Origin of the sequence: Paenibacillus sp. NPDC058174, assembly GCF_042883865.1 — a bacterium.
Lineage (GTDB): Bacteria > Bacillota > Bacilli > Paenibacillales > Paenibacillaceae > Pristimantibacillus.
This window is the reverse complement of the sequence record NZ_JBHVUY010000012.1, coordinates 22,375-39,808: the sequence shown is the minus strand read 5'-3', so window position 1 is coordinate 39,808 and position 17,434 is coordinate 22,375. Positions and strand designations below refer to the sequence as shown.

The following is a 17,434-nucleotide window of genomic DNA, read 5'->3' as shown; positions in this document are numbered from 1 at the left end:
CCGCATTTACCTCCTTCATATTAAGCCGCCGTTTCTTCTCCGGATCCTGTGCCGGAAATGATCCGCTGTGCGATCGACGGATCGCGCTTCATTTGCACCCAAGCATAAATCAAACTAATCACAACAACCGCCGCTATAATCCATGGAAAATAACTGACCGGCTTCGGCTGGCCGGGCTGAACCATCGCCCACAATGGAAGCGCGATGCTGATTACGCCAAGCACAGGCAGCACATACCGCTGGATAATCGTCAAATCCTTGTTCGGATAGATGATTACGGCTATGTTAAGCAGCGCGTAAATAATAAGCAGCGGAATCGTACCAATCGTGCCTAAATAGCCAAAGCCGGTCACCCATGCGCCGCCCGCAAAGCCAAACAGCAGTGCAAAAGCGATGCCAAGACCGCTTATCAGCGATAACGTGCCCGCTGGCGTCCGCCATTTGGAAACAAAGCTAAGCTTCGCCGGGATAAGCCCTTCACGAGCGGAATTGAAGGCAACCCTCGAGAAACCGTTCAAGCAAGCGATCGTCATGCCTACGATACTCGTAAACCCGGCAATCACGGCCAAAAATGCAAACCGGCCTAGGTATCGGTCAGCAACCTCGATAAAAGGGTTCGAGCTCTTGATCAGCGACTCATTATCATTGCTGAAGCCAGTGACGACAGCGTAACTGACGAACAAGTAGAACACGGTCATGACAGCGATGCTGATAAGCACAGCTCGTTTCGTGTTGCGCTTCGGATTTTGCGTCTCTTCCGCCAGGGCGGCGGAATTCTCAAAGCCGATGAACAAATAGATGGCGAGCGGGAATCCGAGCCCGATGCCAGCCAGACCGCCAGTAATAGAGGACGGCGCAAAGGGTTTCAGCGACAAGCCCGCCGGCGGATCAAGAAGCACATAGACCGACACACCGACCAGCACGAGCACCTCAATAACGAGCGCAATCGTTGCAATCTTCGTCGAGCGGTCAATGCCGATAATGGTGAGTCCCCATATGAGGACACCCAGCACAACGGTCGGGATCGCCCAATGGACATGAATGCCATAAAGCGCCAATGAATCTGACGTCCAGCCTCCCAGCTCAATAAAAGCCGAGCCCGCAAGAAACACCGTTCCGACTATAAAAACAATGGAGGCCGCCGTACCGGTCAAGCCGCCGAACGCCATCCCGATGTATTTGATAAGCGAGCCGCTTGACGGATGTTTGGCAGAAAACCGGGTCAGACTCAGTCCTACGATAATTATGGCGATTGCGGATAAAAGAATAGTGAGCGGCGAGCCGATGCCGGTCGCGATAAAGATAACCGGCAATCCGTAATAGATTGCAGCTGCTGGCGCCATCTGTGCCAGCGTGGAGCCGATTGCGTCAAACAGACTTAACTTTTTTGCAGGCGTTAATTGACCCGTGGACGCTGCTTCCGTCGCTTGATTACCCATCATAAAATCCTCCTAATCTTCATAGTAAAGCGATAATAGGCATCAAAAAAAGACTGCTCCGCTTCTCCCTGCCTTTGGGAAAGTGGAGAGCCTTCGGTCGTCCGATCAGATCCCTTCATCTTTATAATTGCGTGCGATAGCCGTTAGCTTCCAGCAGCCGTTGCCTCTTCGCGAACCGTTCCTTCGGCATCAGCATCTGCATCCGCATTGCCAGCAGCCTCCAGCTTCCGCACGAGCGGAATGACCTGCTTGCCGAAAGCCTCCAGCTCGTTGTCGTAGTGGAGAAAGGCGGTAAGCACCAAATCGATGCCAATTCCTTTCAGGCCGGCAATACGTTCCGCCACTTGTTCAGGCGTGCCGATCAACCCGGTCTTGAAGCCGTCGTTGAACTGAATTAAATCCTCGAAGCTGGAATTAGCCCACATTCCTTCCCGTTCCGATGACGCCTGACCAGCCTGCTTCACCTGCTCGCGGAACGCTTCGACGACTGCCGTATCGGCATTGTCAATAATGTCCCGCAGCACTTGCTTCGCTTCCTCCTCCGTATCCCTGACGATGACGAAAGCATTCACGCCAAATTTGACCGTCCGTCCATATTCGGCGGCGTAACCGCTCACTTCATCGATCTGCTTCTTCAGGCCTTCCAAATGGTTGCCGTTCATCAAATAATAATCCGATACCCGGCCTGCCATTCGTTTTGCAGCCTTGGAGTTGCCGCCCTGATAAACCGTCGGACCCGGCGTCTGGAGCGGACGCGGCTTATAGTCCGCCTCGCGAAGCCGGTAGAAATCCCCGGCAAAGTTAGCCCGGTCCGACGTCCACAGCTCGCGCAGCACTTCGATAAACTCTGCCGAGCGGCGATAGCGCTCGTCATGGTCGAGCCAAGGCTGACCGAGAGCGATGTACTCCTCCTTCAGCCAGCCGCTGACGACATTGATCGCAGCTCGGCCGCCGCTCAAATGGTCGATTGTCGTCAGCATTTTCGCAACGATAGCCGGAGGCCACAAGCCGGAAGCAACTGCGGCAATTAAGCCTAGCGACTTCGTCTTGACGGCTAGAGCCGCGGCGAACGTGAGCGATTCCCATTGATTCTCAGCGTCGCTGCTGGCGACGAAGCGCGTCGGCAGCAGCATCTGGCTGAAGCCCGTCTTCTCCGCAACTTCCGCGTACCGGACATTGGCTTCAAACGACGAATCCGTTCGCTGCTCCAGCTTTGTCGCAACTTGCCCGCCATCCTCCAGCGGAGCCCAATAGCCAAACTCTATAGCACTCATGTCGATATGAGCCTCCTTCTTTAAGATCCTGCCGGAGCAGCTGTTGCGATCCCGGCCTCCGGCGCTTCGCTCCCCTTCGAGGAAGGAATTTTATTGTTCGCGATCAGCTCGCCAAACGGACTAATAAACGCTCTATCGTCCTGCCCGTCACGCTTGTTCAGCGGCAGCAGCGGGAATAGCAGCTCGGCTGTCCGATATGCTTCCTCCAGATGCGGATACCCGGATAAAATAAACGTCTCCATGCCGATTTCGGCATACTCCTTGATCCTCGCGGCAACATTTTCCGGACTGCCGACAAGCGCCGTTCCCGCTCCGCCGCGTACAAGCCCGATGCCGGCCCATAGATTCGGGCTGATCTCCAGCTTGGAGCGGTCCCCTTTATGCAGCTGGCTCATCCGCTTCTGTCCTTCAGAATCCATACGGGCAAAAATCTGCTGCGCCGAAGCGATCGTCTCCTCGTCCAAATGAGCAATTAAATCCTCTGCCGCTTGCCAAGCCTCTTCCTCCGTCGGACGGACGATAACATGCAGCCGAATGCCGAACTTCAGCTTCCTCCCTTTCGTCGCGGCCAGCGCCTTCATCTTCTCGACCTTGCCGCGAACCTGTTCCGGCGGTTCTCCCCATGTCAGATACACATCGACATGATCGGCCGCAACCTCCATCGCCGCCTCCGACGAGCCCCCGAAGTACAGCGGCGGATAAGGCTTTTGCACGGTCGGATAAAGTACTTTTCCGCCTTCAATCCGCAGATGCTCGCCCTCGAAGTCAACAGTCTCGCCCGCAAGCTCCTTGCGCCATACATGAAGAAATTCATCGGTCAGCTCATATCTGGCATCATGATCAAGAAACAGTCCGTCGCCTGCCAGCTCGACCGGATCGCCTCCCGCCACTACGTTAATGAGCAATCTGCCGCCCGAGAAGCGATCCAGCGTGGCAGACATTCGCGCAGCAACGGTCGGCAGCGTCAGACCGGGGCGAACGGCAACGAGAAATTTCAATTTCTCTGTAACGGGCACCAGCGTGGAAGCGACAATCCAAGCGTCCTCGCATGATTTCCCCGTCGGCAGCAGCACGCCGCTGTAGCCCAGTTCATCTGCCGCCTGTGCAATTTGCTTGCAGTAGTTGTAAGTTACAGCCCTTGCACCTGCAGCGGTACCGAGGTACCGGCCGTCTCCGTGGGTCGGTATAAACCAAAACAGTTCCAAGCTCGTTCTTCCTTTCCGATTTCAGTTTGTCTAACCTGCGCCGTTCACACGCTAGACCAGCGTCTTCCCTTCCTTGCTCGTTCGCTTGAGCAGATCCCAGATCGGATCAGTCAACCGCTCCTTCTCGAAGGCGGTATATTGATTGGCGTAGCCTCTAACCGGATCACCGGCATAGAAGCGCTCGTAAAGCTCATGTCTGGCGCCAAGCGGGCTGCCGATCAAATCCCAGGCGAGCTTGAACAGCTGCACTTTTTTCTCCGCGCTGACAGAGGCGCCCTCGAAATATTTGTGCATCAGCTCGGAAAGCGGCCCATAAAAGTCTTCCACGCCGGACGGCGCTTGAACGAAACCGCCGCCCCCCACTTGCTGCAATATTTCCAGTGCACGCGGATAAAATTTCGTCCCGATATTGCGCGCCGTATCGATATACGACAGCTCGGGAACGAGCACGCCGGATGCATCGGGCTTTGCTTGCGCTTCGGAGGCAATCACCAGCGCTTTAATCACTTCGACCTGAGTCAACAGCTCGCCAAGCTTCTCCTGCACATGAAGAAAGCCTTGGGCCCCGATTGATTCCGCTACTGCAAACGCTACGCCCGTTACGAACTCCAGCTTTGCTACATACCGAACGATATTCTGATGGAAGGCAAGGGCATTAGCCGTTCGATTGCCGCGCAGCGTCAACACCTTCTGTGCATCTCCATGCAGCAGCACCCGTTCCCACGGAACCAGCACTTCATCGAAGAAAAGTACCGCATCCATCTCATCGTATTTGGAGCTGAGCGGATGATTCCGTTCATTCGTGCTCGCGAACGTCTCCCGGCACACGATATGCAGTCCCGGCGAATTAGCTGGCACGATGAGCACATGAGCATGATTGCGGTTAGAGGCGTCGAACTTCAAAAACGACGAAATAATAAAATCATGCGTATAAGGCGCTCCGGTAGCGATCATCTTCGCACCGCTAACCACGATACCTTCGCTGTTCTCTCGTACGACATGAAGAAAGCGGTCAGCAATGCGCGCATCGTCCAAATTTTTCGACCGGTCGATTTGCGGATCGATAATAGCCGTCGTCAAGAAACGGTCCTGATCTCTCGCTTCCTCGTAATAGCGCATAATTTTATTTGCAAAATGCGGGTCAAGCGTCCCTAGCTCCTCTCTTGCTGCATACCACCCGGTTACGATAGAGCGCGCATAGTCGGACAACCTGCTCATCATGCCGTGCGTCTCCTGAGACCAGCGGGCAAATGACCGGCTTCGCTGGGCCAATTGCTCCGCCGTGTACGGAACAAGGAATGAGCTATGCGAGTAACGATCCGATTGTCCGGCTTGATAGCCTACGATCTGTTGGACCGACGAATCGTCCAGCATATTGAACAGCTGCCGGATGGAATCCAGCGTCCCTTTGAAGGCGGGATGCTCCGGCAAATTTGTAATTTGCGTGCCCTCCAGCCAAATTTTCCGGCCGTCGTCCAAGCTGCGAACGAAAGTATCTCCCCTCAAGCCGTTCTCCCCTTTTCAAATAATTTTTTACACTATCCCAATTGATTTAATTGGTTTTATTTATTATGATAGCTATTAATTATTCGGCTTCAACCATTAATTGGGCCCAAAACGTTGTAAATCCGACACTTGATGCCATTATGTATGGATCCCGCGCACTTATTCCTACACCGGGCGACAAACTGTTTGGCGGTCACTCACTGACCATGATATTTATCGAAGAGAATGAAGTGTTGGTTTTCCAACATTAGGAGTTCATTTGTTGTATAGGAGGGGTTATTGGATGTCAGCCGAACAAAACCAGCTGAATGAGGATCGCCGCGTTAGCCGGACGAAGCAATTCATTAGCGGAGCACTGTTGGAGCTGCTGCAGGAGAAGCGGATTGAGGACATCGCGATTAAAGATATTACCGAGCGGGCGAATGTGAACCGCTCTACTTTCTATGCCTACTACAGCGACAAATTCGACCTGCTGGAGCAAATGACCAAAGCTAAGCTGGGTGAGCTTTCGAGGCTGTTGATTGCAGGAAATGCCGATGCCGCAGCCTATTTGCCGGATTTTAATGAGCCAGACCCGTTCTTCTCCGCATTGTTCGACCATTTGGAAGAGAATGAGCCTTTCTATATCGTACTGTTCACACGGCTTGGCCCCGCTTCAGCAGCCAATGATTATCCGTATGCGATGTTTGCAGTCATTCGCGACGCGTTTTACGCCCGGATCAGCTCGCTTGGCATGAGCCAGAAGCAAGCTGTCCCCCTTGACCTGCTGCTCGACCATATCAGCTTCTCCACCTTCCACTCCGCGAAAAAATGGATGGAGCAGCGGATGATATATTCCTCACGGCATATGGCGCTGCAGCTGACGCGCTTATCTATTTTGGGCGATTACCGGGCAATGGGCTTCGTCGTTTCCTAGCCTATTTTTCAACTCTCAGCAACATATATAACATTTTCCCAAACAAGTGAAAACAAAGCCAAGATGTATGATTGTGCTGCTCCTGCAGAACGATTATGCTTAGCTTACCTTTCTTGCAGAACGACAAATAAAGAGAAGAGAGGCTAAGCCATACTTTCCAGGGATAGGAGTCAGCCGTAAAATGAACAATACCTTGCAGCATGCACAAGCTGCGCCATTAAAGAAAAAAGGAGCGTTTCCGCTATCGCTCATCTGCTTGACGATTGGAGCTTTCGCCATCGGCATGACGGAGTTTCTCGTGATGGGACTGCTCCCGAACGTCGCTGCAGATTTGAATGTGACGATATCGCAGGCCGGGCAGATTATTACCGGATATGCGCTGGGCGTTGCGATCGGAGCACCTGTGCTCACGATGTTCACCCACTCTTTGCCTAAAAAAAGATTACTAATCTTGCTGATGCTCATCTTTATTCTCGGCAACGCGCTTTCCATGATTGCACCGACGTATCCACTGCTCGTTGGCGCCCGCGTACTGACTGCGCTAGCCCACGGAACGTTCCTTGGCGTCGGATCGCTGATCGCCACTTATCTCGTTAGTCCCGAACGGCGGGGCAGCGCCGTATCCATCGTGCTGGCTGGCCTGACAATCGCCAACATTATCGGCGTACCGATTGGGACGTTTATCGGTCAGCATTTCGGATGGCGGGCTTCATTCGGCGTCATTACGATACTCGGCATTTTCTCGCTTCTAGGCATTATGCGGTTTATACCCGTCATTCGCGGAGAAAAAGCTTCGAGCCTCGCGCAGGAAATCAGCAGCGTATTGAAACCGCAAGTGCTGCTGACTCTGCTCTTCGGGTTGTTCGGCTGCGCAAGCCTGTTCGCCCTGTTCACTTACATTTCGCCTGTCCTGCAGTCGATTAGCGGCTTTCAGGAGAACAGCGTCACCTGGATTCTCGTAATATTCGGCATCGGCGTTACAATCGGCAACATCATTGGCGGCAAATTAGCCGACTGGAAGCAGCTCCCTTACTTGGCGGTCAACTACGCCGTGCTTGCCATCACTTTGGCAGTATTGACTGTTATGCTGTCCAATCCAGTTCTTGCTGTTATTACGATCTTCCTATGGGGCGTTGCCGCATTCGCGATTATGCCGGGCATCCAGCTGCGGACGATGACGCTGGCCGGAGACGCGCCAATGCTTACGGCTACAGCCAACCATTCCGCACTGAATATTGGCAATGCCCTGGGCGCTTATACAGGCGGTGCCGCCATCACCTTGGCGGGACTGCACTCGCTCACTTGGCTGGCCGCAGGACTCGCTATGCTCGGCTTGATCGGCGTCCTGCTGAGCTTCATGCTCGACCGCAAAGTGAAGGCGGCGCTGCAGCGCACCGCAAATCGATAATATATAGAATAATCAGCACGCAGAACCCCCTCGTTTATTTCAGGCGCGGGGGTTTTAATTTTTACCAGTGCAACTCGATTTTTTCGTTTCTTCTATTCAATATTTCGAGCTGTCGCTCAAGTCTGGCTGATTAGATCGACCACCGTCATGTAACGCCCGTTGATGGATCGCATTATTTGCGCGGCAATGAAACAGTCATCAAACTAACAAAGACCAAAATGCAAAAGTACATTTTAATCCGTCTTAAATCGGCTAAAATCACGTTCAAAATGCAAAAATACATTTGGAATCGCCTGATTTCATCCGAAAGCCGCTTTTTCCGCCAATCAGCCTGCACATTTGCATTTTGAGGCGACTATTCACACAAAAACCGGCCAACAACCTGTACGTTTACATTTTGATTTCCTGTTGACATTCACGCGGCGTAAAGGTGTAGGATAGCTTTAGGTCAGGAGGGATGCAGAATGGAATATACGATACAGAAGCTAGCGCTCCTGGCGGGCGTCAGCACCCGGACGCTTCGATATTACGATGAAATTGGCCTTCTCAAGCCGGCGAGAATCAATTCATCGGGTTATCGCATTTACGGGCAGCAAGAGGTGGATCGGCTGCAGCATATTTTGTTCTATCGGGAGCTGGGTGTCAGCTTGGATGAGATCAAAGACAGCGTAGCCTCGCCAGCTTTTGACGCCGATCGCGCCCTTGAGGAGCATCGTGTAAAGCTTCTGGAGAAGCGCGAGCAGCTGAACAGGCTGATTGCCAACGTCGACAGGACGTTAGAGCAGCGAAAGGGGAAAAGCGCAATGAGTGACAAGCAAAAATTCGAAGGCTTCAAGCAAAGCTTAATCGACGATAACGAGCGTAAATACGGCAATGAGATCCGTGCCAAATACGGAGACGAGACAATCGACCGTTCAAACAAGAAGCTCAAAAATAGGACGGAGGAGGAGCATGCCGCTGTCGAAAAGCTAAACGAGCAGCTTCACCGCAAGCTCGCCGAAGCTTTCGCAACAGGCGACGCCGCTGGCGTTCTCGCCCAGGAAGCGGCCGATCTTCACCGCCAGTGGCTCACCTTCTACTGGGACAGCTACAATAAGGAAGCTCATGCAGGCGTAGCCCAAATGTATGTCGACGATGAAAGATTCACGGCTTACTATGACAGCGAGCAGCCTGGGACGGCGGCCTTCCTGCGGGATGCGGTGCTGATCTATACAGGACGCGCTTAATTGCGGTCTGCAATCGAAAAAATGCTCTCGCCTATCAATGTAACGGATTCCGTTTTGACGTACAGAATGAATAAATGACAAACAAATTGACGTGCCAAAGGGCACGTCAATTTGTTTGATCTAAAGTAAAAGCGGTCACCTTTTACATTGCCTAGATGCTTCGTTGTAAGTCCCGAATATCTTTCCACGATATAAGCTTAATCCGCTCTTTGTTAATCAATCCCTTAATATCTATATCATTTAGTAGATGGTACTCCATTTCTCTTTCTTTATAACAGTTCGTTTTCGCTATTAATTGGTCAGTTATTTTAGACGGATGTAAAACTAATTGGGTTATGCCAGGTTTTATACTCTTTAATTTCTCAGTTAACTGCTTCTTCATTTGGCTGTACTCTACAACGGGATTATAACAATATGGAAGAGTAACGATATCGTCAATTGATAAGATTTTTCTATCTTTTGCCGAATTAATCCTTTTTTTGAATAACCTCAGCTGATCCGCATTAAAAAATGATTGTTCTAGTATCCTGCTAGGTAAATTAAATGGGAGTCGGTACTTTTCACACAAGTCAAATGTGATTTCTAAAAAATCCCTGCCTGTGAATAATCCCATAATGCTCCCCCCATGACTATCAAGATGGGTTGGATCAATTCCTTTTGATATTGCACATTGAATCTGAGATTCCATTTCTGCTCGAACCTCATCCTCATCGGCGTTTCTTTCTATAAAAGTAACATCAGTGTGAAAGTATCCTTCTGCTGTAATTAAACTATTCAAAGTCCTTAGTTGAAAAACGGGTGTGTAAGGATCTAACTCACTACTTGATAGAGTAAGATGAATGCCGATATTTTTTATACCCTTTTGATTGCTTATCTCCATTGCTTCAGTTGAATCTGTGCAAGGAACCATAATCGATGCGGATGTTATAGAGTTTGCTTCAAACAAGTTAACAATGGCTTCATTAGTTCCCGTAGTCATTCCAAAATCGTCTGCATTGATGATTAACAAACGATCATCAGCCGTAAAACCTAATTTTTGAATCATTGCTATTCCTCCCGTCAGTGATTGTTATAAAAGACAATAACAATAAGGGCGCAAACACTTTAAAGTGTTTGCGCCCTTATTGTGCGAAGCATTAAATTACCGTCATTATACAATAGAATTTCAAAATGTAAATAGTATCATTTCATTCGGTTTAAAATCAGAGTTCCCGCAGGCGGAACGTTCCAGAGCCAAAGCCCTGCCACCAATAGCAGCTCCACCTCCTCCACGACATATCCCATACAATCTCTAACTTCCATCCTCCAGCGACCCGAGCTTCCGCCAAAATCAGCGTAGATCCCCTCGTTTCTCGTTCCGTTGACGAACATAACAGTGTCCGGCAGCTTTCGCTGCTGCAGCTCCATTACCGTTCGGCTATACGCAACAGCAATAAGCTTATCCTCATTGCTAGCTGTGACGAGCGGATACAACAATTCTGGATGATGCGGTTCCAGACTGCCGTCTAACAGCAGCGACCGGTTTTCCTTCCAAAATCGGAGCCAGTAGCGCACCATCTCCGCATGCTTCTCCGGCAGCCGTTCAAGCCGGACGGAAAGCTGCGGCACCGCAAACAATACGTTGATGAGCTGCAGCGCGGCACTTTCCGGAGGCTCTGCAGGATGCCACATCAGCATGTCCGCATGGGCCGCTGTCGAGCCGGCGAGCAGCCGGATATCGATGGTGCGCACCCGATTTTCCACCGCATCATTCGGACAATCCGCAGCGCGGAACATGTTGCCGTACTTGCGCATATAGGGACCGACATAGCTTTGGCGAAATTCGAGCAGCACATCGGGATTCAGATCTCTAAGCCGGCCTGCAATATCCGACATAAGCCGGTCTACCGCTTCCGGCACCGATACATAATCCATGCCTGGACCGTATGCCTGCTTATTGTCCGCCGGGGCGTTGAAGCTGTCGATAAAATCAAGCTTAAAGCCGTCCAATCCCCATTCGAGCATCGCACGCTCATAGATCCCGATTAAGTAGCTTCTCACCTCGGGATAGCGAGGATCAACAACGCCCCAGCCCCTTTCCTCCACCGTGTACAGCATCCTGTCGCGGAATCGTGTCCACGCCTTGCTGTGCTTGCCGACATAGGGAACGGAATACCACAGCATATATTTCATGCCGAGCTGATGCACGCGTTCAACATGAGCCTTCATATCCGGCATTTTATCCGTGCATACTTCCCAATCTCCGCAATAGGCATAGCCCCGGGCGTTATTCGCGGTTTGCCAGCCGTCATCGACTATGACCGCCTCGCAGCCCATCGCTTTCGCAAGCCGGCACTGCTCCTCGATCTCCCCCGGCTCCAGCTCTTGGTGAAAGCTGTACCAAGTCGAATACATCGGCTGTCTGGCCGGTTCCGGCACCGGCATCGGCGTCATGCCCGGCATGCTGCTCCACCATTCACTTACCCCTTCCAGACTGGAATAGTAAGCTCCCGCCCGGGTATCCACCCGGAGCGTGGCCTCATACCTATCTAGCGGCGCTGAAAGAGCTTCAAAAAGTGTAACCGAGCAATAGAAATCGGCCGTTTCTTCATGCACGCCAGCTTTGCAGGTTACCGCATTCAGTGTGTCGGAAAAAGCAAATGTAAGCTTATTGCTGCCACTCCCGCTAAACAGGCAAACAACCGGAGCGGAATTCGTCAATTGGCTTCTGTAGCCGCCGGTCCAATCCGGGGCCAGTCCGCGATTGCGATAACCGTTCGGCTGCCATACCCCTTGGACATCGACAATAGGCAGCTTCCATTCCAGCCGGATGACTGGCGGAGTCAGCGGCGATGATGCTTGCAGACGCAAATGGACGAGCTCCACTCCTTCCTCCAGCAACTCCACGGATAAGCTCGCCTGTAACCGTTCATCGTCAATACCAGTTAACGTATAGCTGTGTTCCGACATTAAGCTTGGTTTGGACAGTATCATATCTTTTCTCCTTATACGTGACAAAAATTAAAGCTGCCATTCGCCGCAAAGGACGAACGGCAGCTTTCTTTAATCTATTAAATCGGATTTACGATAAAATCATCGACAGTCAGGCTGGCGGCTGGCCCTACACTTTTGACCGAGAAGCCTGCTCCCCCTGCAGTCAGATCCGAATCGGTAAAAGATGCAACCAACGTATCGTTAATATACAGCTTGTATTGATTACCAGCGACATCAAGCCGATACGCATAGCTGCCGGCCAAATCATAATTAGCAAGACTGGAGCTAATATCAATCATCGACCCGACCTGCACAGGCGTTGCTGAGTTGGCATATTTCCACAGCTCGACTTCCTTCGTATTTTTCAATTCCAGGAAGTAGTAGCTTGTTCCTGACGTATACCGGAACATGATGCGAAACCGGTCCGCAGCCTGACCCGAGAATGCTACGCTATAGTTCTGCGAGTTGTAGGGAAGTGCCGAAGCTTTAACAATCGCCCGCTGCGGAGAGCCCAGCGTTGTCGAGCCTTTCATTGCCGCCGTTGCTCCGCTGCCTTGCAGCTGCCATGCGGTGCTGCCGAAAAAGTCCCATTGGCCTAAGCCGCCAGAGAAATTGTCCTGAAATAAAGGCTCATTGATGACAGTCACTGTGCTCGATGCTGTATAAGCGCCGTCCGCCGTTGTCGCCGTAATGACCGCTGTTCCGGCAGCCACTGCGGTGACAACACCATTCGAGTTGACCGTCGCTACGGACGGTGCGCTTGAGCTCCAAACGACGGCTTTATTCGTAGCATTCGCGGGCTGAACGGTTGCGGTTAACGCCGTAGTCTTTCCCTTGCCCAGCGACAAAGCTGATTGGTTTAGCGAAACACCGGTAACGCCCACCTGCGCATTCGGATCACTTGCTGTAATCGTCCAATTCGAGAAATTGTACGTCAGCTGCTCGCCGCCCTGCGTAGCAACAAACACATCTGCATTTTGCTCTTGCTGCAGCCATGACGTATCGAATAGCTTAAAGCTGGAATAATCGATTGGCACTCCGTTCACTTTATGCGTTCCCGCATACGCTCCGCTCGCCAAGTCGAACGTAATGTCCAAGTTGTCTCCCGCCAAATTCGTAAAAATAAGGCGAGGACTGCTATCGTCGATATGCGAGCTGTCGAGTGTGGTTTGTGTTAAAATCGCATTTTTGAAGCTGTTGAAATCCGCATATTGCGAAGCATCGGCCGTCTCCAGCACCCAGCCGTTTTTGTCGGCTTTACTGCGGAGAATATTGTAGCTGTAGGACAGCTGCTTCGTCGGATGCACCTGCGTCGTCGTCTTCACTTTGTTTGCAGGGTCGAAAGGCGTCTGGTAGTACCAGCTGTACGGCTTAATCATCTTGAAAGCGAAGTACATCTGCTCCGTTTCGCTGAACACCCAGCCGGCCTGCTCGCTGCGGTTCAGGATGGAGCCCGTATCCGGGAACATCGCATTCAGATAGCTGTCGCTCGCGCCTGGTGATCCCAAAGATTTATAGACGCCAACCGCTGTTTTCCCGTCCTGCATGACGCGGTGGTTCTCCGGCTGATCGTAGTTGCCAATCGGGCTGTCGCCTTGATCCGCATTGACTCTAAACAACGGATTAGGAGCATCTGACTGCCAGCGGAGCGCAAGCTGAATGTTCTCAATCCAATTATCAACGCGATTATAGGTGACCTCCGAAGCGAGTCCCCATGTCTTGTCCACAAACGCTTGACGATAGGTTTTCAAATTGCGGCCGCTTGAGTTTTGCAGATTGGCTTTGCGCGATGAATAGTCTTTATTCAGCGTCTGCCCAATGCGGACGGCCATGTCCGGCGGCGAATAACTCATTCCCGGAGCAAGCATCAAACCTAAGTATTCCAGATAAGGGCGATAGGCCGATGGAACCATTGCATCGGATTCGCCGATAGCCTCCTGCGCTTTATGGGCACCGAAATACATCCATGCCAGAGCGGTATGATCCGTTCCTCTCCATGAAGGATCACTTGCGGAGACGGAATCACCTTTCGCCCGGCTCGTGCTGGAAATGAAGGTGCCGTCAATCCAGTCATTGGCCCATTCAAACCACATAACGTCCATCGTCATCTTGATCTTTTGTTTGAAATCGGGCTCATCTGAATATTGATAAAGCGCGTTTAAGCACAGATAAGTCATGTACGTATATTCCGGACTTTCATACTCCGCCCAGCCTTTATGAACGGCGGCCTCGATCATTTCCTCGATATTCGCCCGGTTTGTACTCTTCAGCGCTGCTCCCGATACCCCGTTCAAGTCTGCAAGATCCGGGAAGTATTGGCCAACCAAGTAACCAGCCGCATAATTGCTCATCCGGAGATTTTCCGTTTGCGGCAGCTTGGCGTAAGCATAGCTTGCGAAATAATTGCGGACATGGCTGATCATCGTGCTGTCGAAACGGTCTCCCAGCAGCAGATAGGCGTACATTTTGCTGACCGTCTTGTACTGCTCCCAGTCATAAGTCTGGAACATCGTATCCAGCTTCTGCATGTTGGCAGTTACATTCTGGTTGTCGAGAATTTGAGCGACGATTTGCACAATATTCAATTGGCCGTTTATTTCGGACATCGACTTCGCTTTGTCCCATAGCCATTGTTTGCGCGTCTCGATCGTACCCGGGAACGGCGCATCCGTGCTTTCCTCAGCCGGAATCTCGCCTATGCTCACGTTATCGAACGTTGCAGTCGTCAGCTTATTGTTGGCATGGCTCGTAAGCGCAAGGCCGAAGTAAACCGTCTGCGGCAGGCTGACCGCCTCTCGTTTCACAAGCGTCCAGCTTGTCCCGTCATTGGAATAGTAGGCACTAATGGCATTGCCTTTGCGCTGCAGCTTGACCCAGAACGGCGCTGCCGCACTGTTCGTTGCTGTTGTCAGCACCGTGGCATTGCCGGTCTGAGGCCGGTTCATATAGACGGCTCCATTATTCGGCGTATAGGCCATCATAACGTGACGGGACTGATCCGATATCGACTCGCGGATCATAACTCCCAGCTTCGTCCATGCGACGCCGTTCGCAACGCCAGTCACCCGGGCGACGATTTGCCCGTCACCTGTCCATGGGCGGTATGCATATTGGAAAGCATCCGCCGTGCCCCAGATATCGGCACCAGAGCCTTGTAAAGTAAAGGTACTCGTATTGGCATCATAAGCAGCACTGCCAGCAATCCCGACGCTGCCAATATCCTGATTGCCGAACGGCTGCGGCAGTCCGCCGGGTGAAGGATTCGTCGTTACACTAAGCACATTGCTGAGGGTCGACTGGTTGCCCGCTCCATCACGGGCCGATACCGCAAACTGATAGGCTGTATTCGGAGTCAGCCCCGTAATGGAATAGGCCGTCGCCGATCCCGGCACAATTGCCGCAAGCGCTCCGTTCTGGTACACATCGTACCGGGTTACACCGATATTGTCTGTCGATGCTGTCCAGGAGAGGTTCACTCTCGTATCGGTTGTGCTTGCCGCCGTGAGATTAGTTGGCGCTGTAGGCGCTTCGTTATCCTCCACTGCATTCGGCACTTCTTCAAATACGGCCAGATCATCGATCACATAGGCTTCATCCGTGCCGCCTGTATCGACGCGAACGCTAAAAGTAAGCTTGAAGCTTGTAATCTTTTTCTGTCCGCCGTTAGGCACGACCTTAAACCGGTAGCTCGCCAAATCATTGTCGTCTACGGTCACCGGCGTATTCGGAGTCGTATTCAAATAAGCGGCCGTTCCTGTAATGCTTGGCATTTCAGCCGGGAACCTGGGAATTAAGACATTGTCGTAAGGCGCCAGCTGAATTTGCGCATAAATATCTTTGTTGACCGGCTTGTTGCTTGCTGCGCTGCGCATCAGCTTGTATGACAATACAAAATCGACCGCAGGACTTCCTGCCGGCAAGCTGTATATTTCATTCATCCGCGACACCAGCGTGCCTGATGTAAGCTGGTAATAGAAAGAGCTTGAGGCGTTGGAGCCGAGTGAAGCATCGCGAAGCTCCAGCGCGTTATTGCCATTGATCTGTACAATTTGCTGAGTTCCGCCATTCCCAGGCTGATCGTTGACGAACGGACTGACTCCGGAATCAAACCCCGTATCCATGTCCGCAGCCAATAAATTAATCCGCACGGTTTGATTTACCGGGTCTGCATGCGTGACCGGCACGCTGGAAAGCGCCAGCACAAATGCCATCAGGACCGCAATCCCGCCTTTCATTTTCCTAGCCTTTTTCTTTAACAATTCATTCAACCTCCCTCGTTTAATAAAAAATAGCAACAATGGAAAGCGCTTTCAATTAGAGTTTTAAAAAAAGGCAGGTCACCTCCCCGGAGCTGTACCTTGCTATTATCGGAGCCACAGAACGATGAATGACGGTCAGCTTCGCTCTCCAGCCCTGATAACGCTAACGATACTAAAAATCAGCGAGGGCGGATAGTTCGAAATCTATCACTATCGCTCCCGCAGCCGGAAATCGTACTCGCTGCGCTGACTTTCCCCTTAGCGGATGCGCAGATATGGAACTTCCTTCTGGAATAATATAAGAAAAATCGCCTCCTCGCCGGCTCATACAGCAGGCAGGAAGCGATTAAAGTTTTGGCTATTCTTTGATAGAACCCAGCATAACACCTTTGACGAAATACCGCTGCAGAAACGGATAGAGCAGCAGAATCGGCACGGTAGCGGCGATAATCGTCGCATATTTGATCGTTTCCTGAATAAGCCCTTTATCGACGTCCGCAACGGATGTCATCATGGAGTCGGTACTGTTGGAAATGAGAATTTCCTGCAAAACGAGCTGCAGCGGATATAGATCCCTGTCCCGCAAATAAATTAAAGCATCCATGTAGGCATTCCAATGCGCTACGCCGTAGAAAAGCGTCATAACCGCCATAATAGGCAGCGACACCGGAATGAAAATTTGGAACAGGATCCGGAAATCATTCGCACCGTCGATTCGCGCTGATTCTTCAAGCGCAACCGGAATGCCGGCAAACGATGTCCGCATGACGAGCAGGTTCCACGTGCTGATTGCCGAAGGCAATATCATCGCCCATCTCGTGTCCAGCAGGTCCAGATTACGCATATTCAAGTAAGTAGGAATCATTCCGCCCGAGAAAAACATCGTAAATACGATCCCGAACATAATCGGTCCGACAAAACGTACGCCCTTGCGAGACAAAGCGTAAGCAGCAAAGCTGGTTAACGTTAAATTCAGAGCCGTTCCTGCAACGACATAAATTAAAGTGTTCATATAACCGGTAGAAATCATCGGATTCTCAAACACATATTTATATGATTCAAGGCTGAAGCCGGTAGGCGCGAGCAGCAGCCCCCGATGTTCGATTAATTCGGACGGATCGCTGAATGAAGCAAACAGCACATAAAGAAACGGGTATAGTGTAACGGCTATTAAGCCTAGCATAAACAAAGAATTGGTCGTATCAAAAATCCGTTCGCCGAGCGGGAT

General features: G+C 51.5%; 11 protein-coding genes. 3 read left to right on the top strand and 8 right to left on the bottom strand.

The annotated features are described in order from the left end of the window. Positions 1 to 20 precede the first annotated feature (20 nt). The 4 genes from ACFVVF_RS27825 to ACFVVF_RS27810 form a co-directional block, all read right to left on the bottom strand. Positions 21 to 1,442 carry an APC family permease gene (locus tag ACFVVF_RS27825; RefSeq protein ID WP_387816371.1) on the bottom strand — a complete coding sequence of 474 codons (1,422 nt, stop codon included), beginning with the start codon at positions 1,440 to 1,442 and terminating at the stop codon, positions 21 to 23. Positions 1,443 to 1,582: 140 nt separating this feature from the next. Continuing rightward, on the bottom strand, positions 1,583 to 2,713 hold the full coding sequence (gene sfnG / locus ACFVVF_RS27820; RefSeq protein WP_387816369.1) for a dimethylsulfone monooxygenase SfnG: 1,131 nt from the start codon (positions 2,711 to 2,713) through the stop codon (positions 1,583 to 1,585). A gap of 20 nt (positions 2,714 to 2,733) precedes the next feature. Beyond that, a complete protein-coding gene (gene ssuD / locus ACFVVF_RS27815; RefSeq protein WP_387816368.1) occupies positions 2,734 to 3,918 on the bottom strand; it encodes an FMNH2-dependent alkanesulfonate monooxygenase in 1,185 nt (394 codons plus the stop codon). Between the two features lie 51 nt (positions 3,919 to 3,969). Further along, positions 3,970 to 5,424 (bottom strand): 4-hydroxyphenylacetate 3-hydroxylase family protein, encoded by a 1,455-nt coding sequence (locus ACFVVF_RS27810; protein WP_387816366.1) that lies wholly within the window; start codon positions 5,422 to 5,424, stop codon positions 3,970 to 3,972. Between the two features lie 283 nt (positions 5,425 to 5,707). On the opposite strand from ACFVVF_RS27810, the gene ACFVVF_RS27805 reads away from it, so the two are divergent. From ACFVVF_RS27805 to ACFVVF_RS27795, 3 genes are all read left to right on the top strand, one after another. After that, positions 5,708 to 6,340: a TetR/AcrR family transcriptional regulator gene (locus ACFVVF_RS27805; RefSeq protein WP_387816364.1), complete on the top strand. Its 633-nt coding sequence runs from the start codon at positions 5,708 to 5,710 to the stop codon at positions 6,338 to 6,340. A 181-nt stretch (positions 6,341 to 6,521) separates the two neighbouring features. Beyond that, positions 6,522 to 7,748 (top strand): MFS transporter, encoded by a 1,227-nt coding sequence (locus ACFVVF_RS27800; protein WP_387816363.1) that lies wholly within the window; start codon positions 6,522 to 6,524, stop codon positions 7,746 to 7,748. A 464-nt stretch (positions 7,749 to 8,212) separates the two neighbouring features. After that, entirely contained in the window at positions 8,213 to 8,974 is a 762-nt protein-coding gene (locus ACFVVF_RS27795) for a MerR family transcriptional regulator (RefSeq protein ID WP_387816361.1), read from the top strand. A 151-nt stretch (positions 8,975 to 9,125) separates the two neighbouring features. On the opposite strand, the gene ACFVVF_RS27790 is transcribed toward ACFVVF_RS27795, so the two are convergent. From ACFVVF_RS27790 to ACFVVF_RS27775, 4 genes are all read right to left on the bottom strand, one after another. Next, complete coding sequence (locus ACFVVF_RS27790) at positions 9,126 to 10,019, bottom strand: polysaccharide deacetylase family protein (RefSeq protein ID WP_387816360.1); 894 nt, start codon at positions 10,017 to 10,019, stop codon at positions 9,126 to 9,128. Between the two features lie 137 nt (positions 10,020 to 10,156). Then, positions 10,157 to 11,947, bottom strand: a complete 1,791-nt coding sequence (locus ACFVVF_RS27785) for a glycoside hydrolase family 36 protein (protein ID WP_387816358.1) — start codon at positions 11,945 to 11,947, stop codon at positions 10,157 to 10,159. A gap of 77 nt (positions 11,948 to 12,024) precedes the next feature. After that, complete coding sequence (locus ACFVVF_RS27780) at positions 12,025 to 16,206, bottom strand: Ig-like domain-containing protein (RefSeq protein ID WP_387816356.1); 4,182 nt, start codon at positions 16,204 to 16,206, stop codon at positions 12,025 to 12,027. Positions 16,207 to 16,564: 358 nt separating this feature from the next. Continuing rightward, positions 16,565 to 17,389: a carbohydrate ABC transporter permease gene (locus ACFVVF_RS27775; RefSeq protein ID WP_387816460.1), complete on the bottom strand. Its 825-nt coding sequence runs from the start codon at positions 17,387 to 17,389 to the stop codon at positions 16,565 to 16,567. Between the last annotated feature and the right edge of the window lie 45 nt (positions 17,390 to 17,434).

What these genes read in the sequence shown, in the direction of transcription:
- ACFVVF_RS27775 (WP_387816460.1), bottom strand. Translation starts at nt 17,389, where the DNA reads ATGCTAGGCTTAATAGCCGTTACACTATACCCGTTTCTTTATGTGCTG.
- ACFVVF_RS27825 (WP_387816371.1), bottom strand. Translation starts at nt 1,442, where the DNA reads ATGATGGGTAATCAAGCGACGGAAGCAGCGTCCACGGGTCAATTAACG.
- ACFVVF_RS27795 (WP_387816361.1), top strand. Translation starts at nt 8,213, where the DNA reads ATGGAATATACGATACAGAAGCTAGCGCTCCTGGCGGGCGTCAGCACC.
- ACFVVF_RS27805 (WP_387816364.1), top strand. Translation starts at nt 5,708, where the DNA reads ATGTCAGCCGAACAAAACCAGCTGAATGAGGATCGCCGCGTTAGCCGG.
- ACFVVF_RS27800 (WP_387816363.1), top strand. Translation starts at nt 6,522, where the DNA reads ATGAACAATACCTTGCAGCATGCACAAGCTGCGCCATTAAAGAAAAAA.
- ACFVVF_RS27785 (WP_387816358.1), bottom strand. Translation starts at nt 11,947, where the DNA reads ATGATACTGTCCAAACCAAGCTTAATGTCGGAACACAGCTATACGTTA.
- ACFVVF_RS27790 (WP_387816360.1), bottom strand. Translation starts at nt 10,019, where the DNA reads ATGATTCAAAAATTAGGTTTTACGGCTGATGATCGTTTGTTAATCATC.
- sfnG (WP_387816369.1), bottom strand. Translation starts at nt 2,713, where the DNA reads ATGAGTGCTATAGAGTTTGGCTATTGGGCTCCGCTGGAGGATGGCGGG.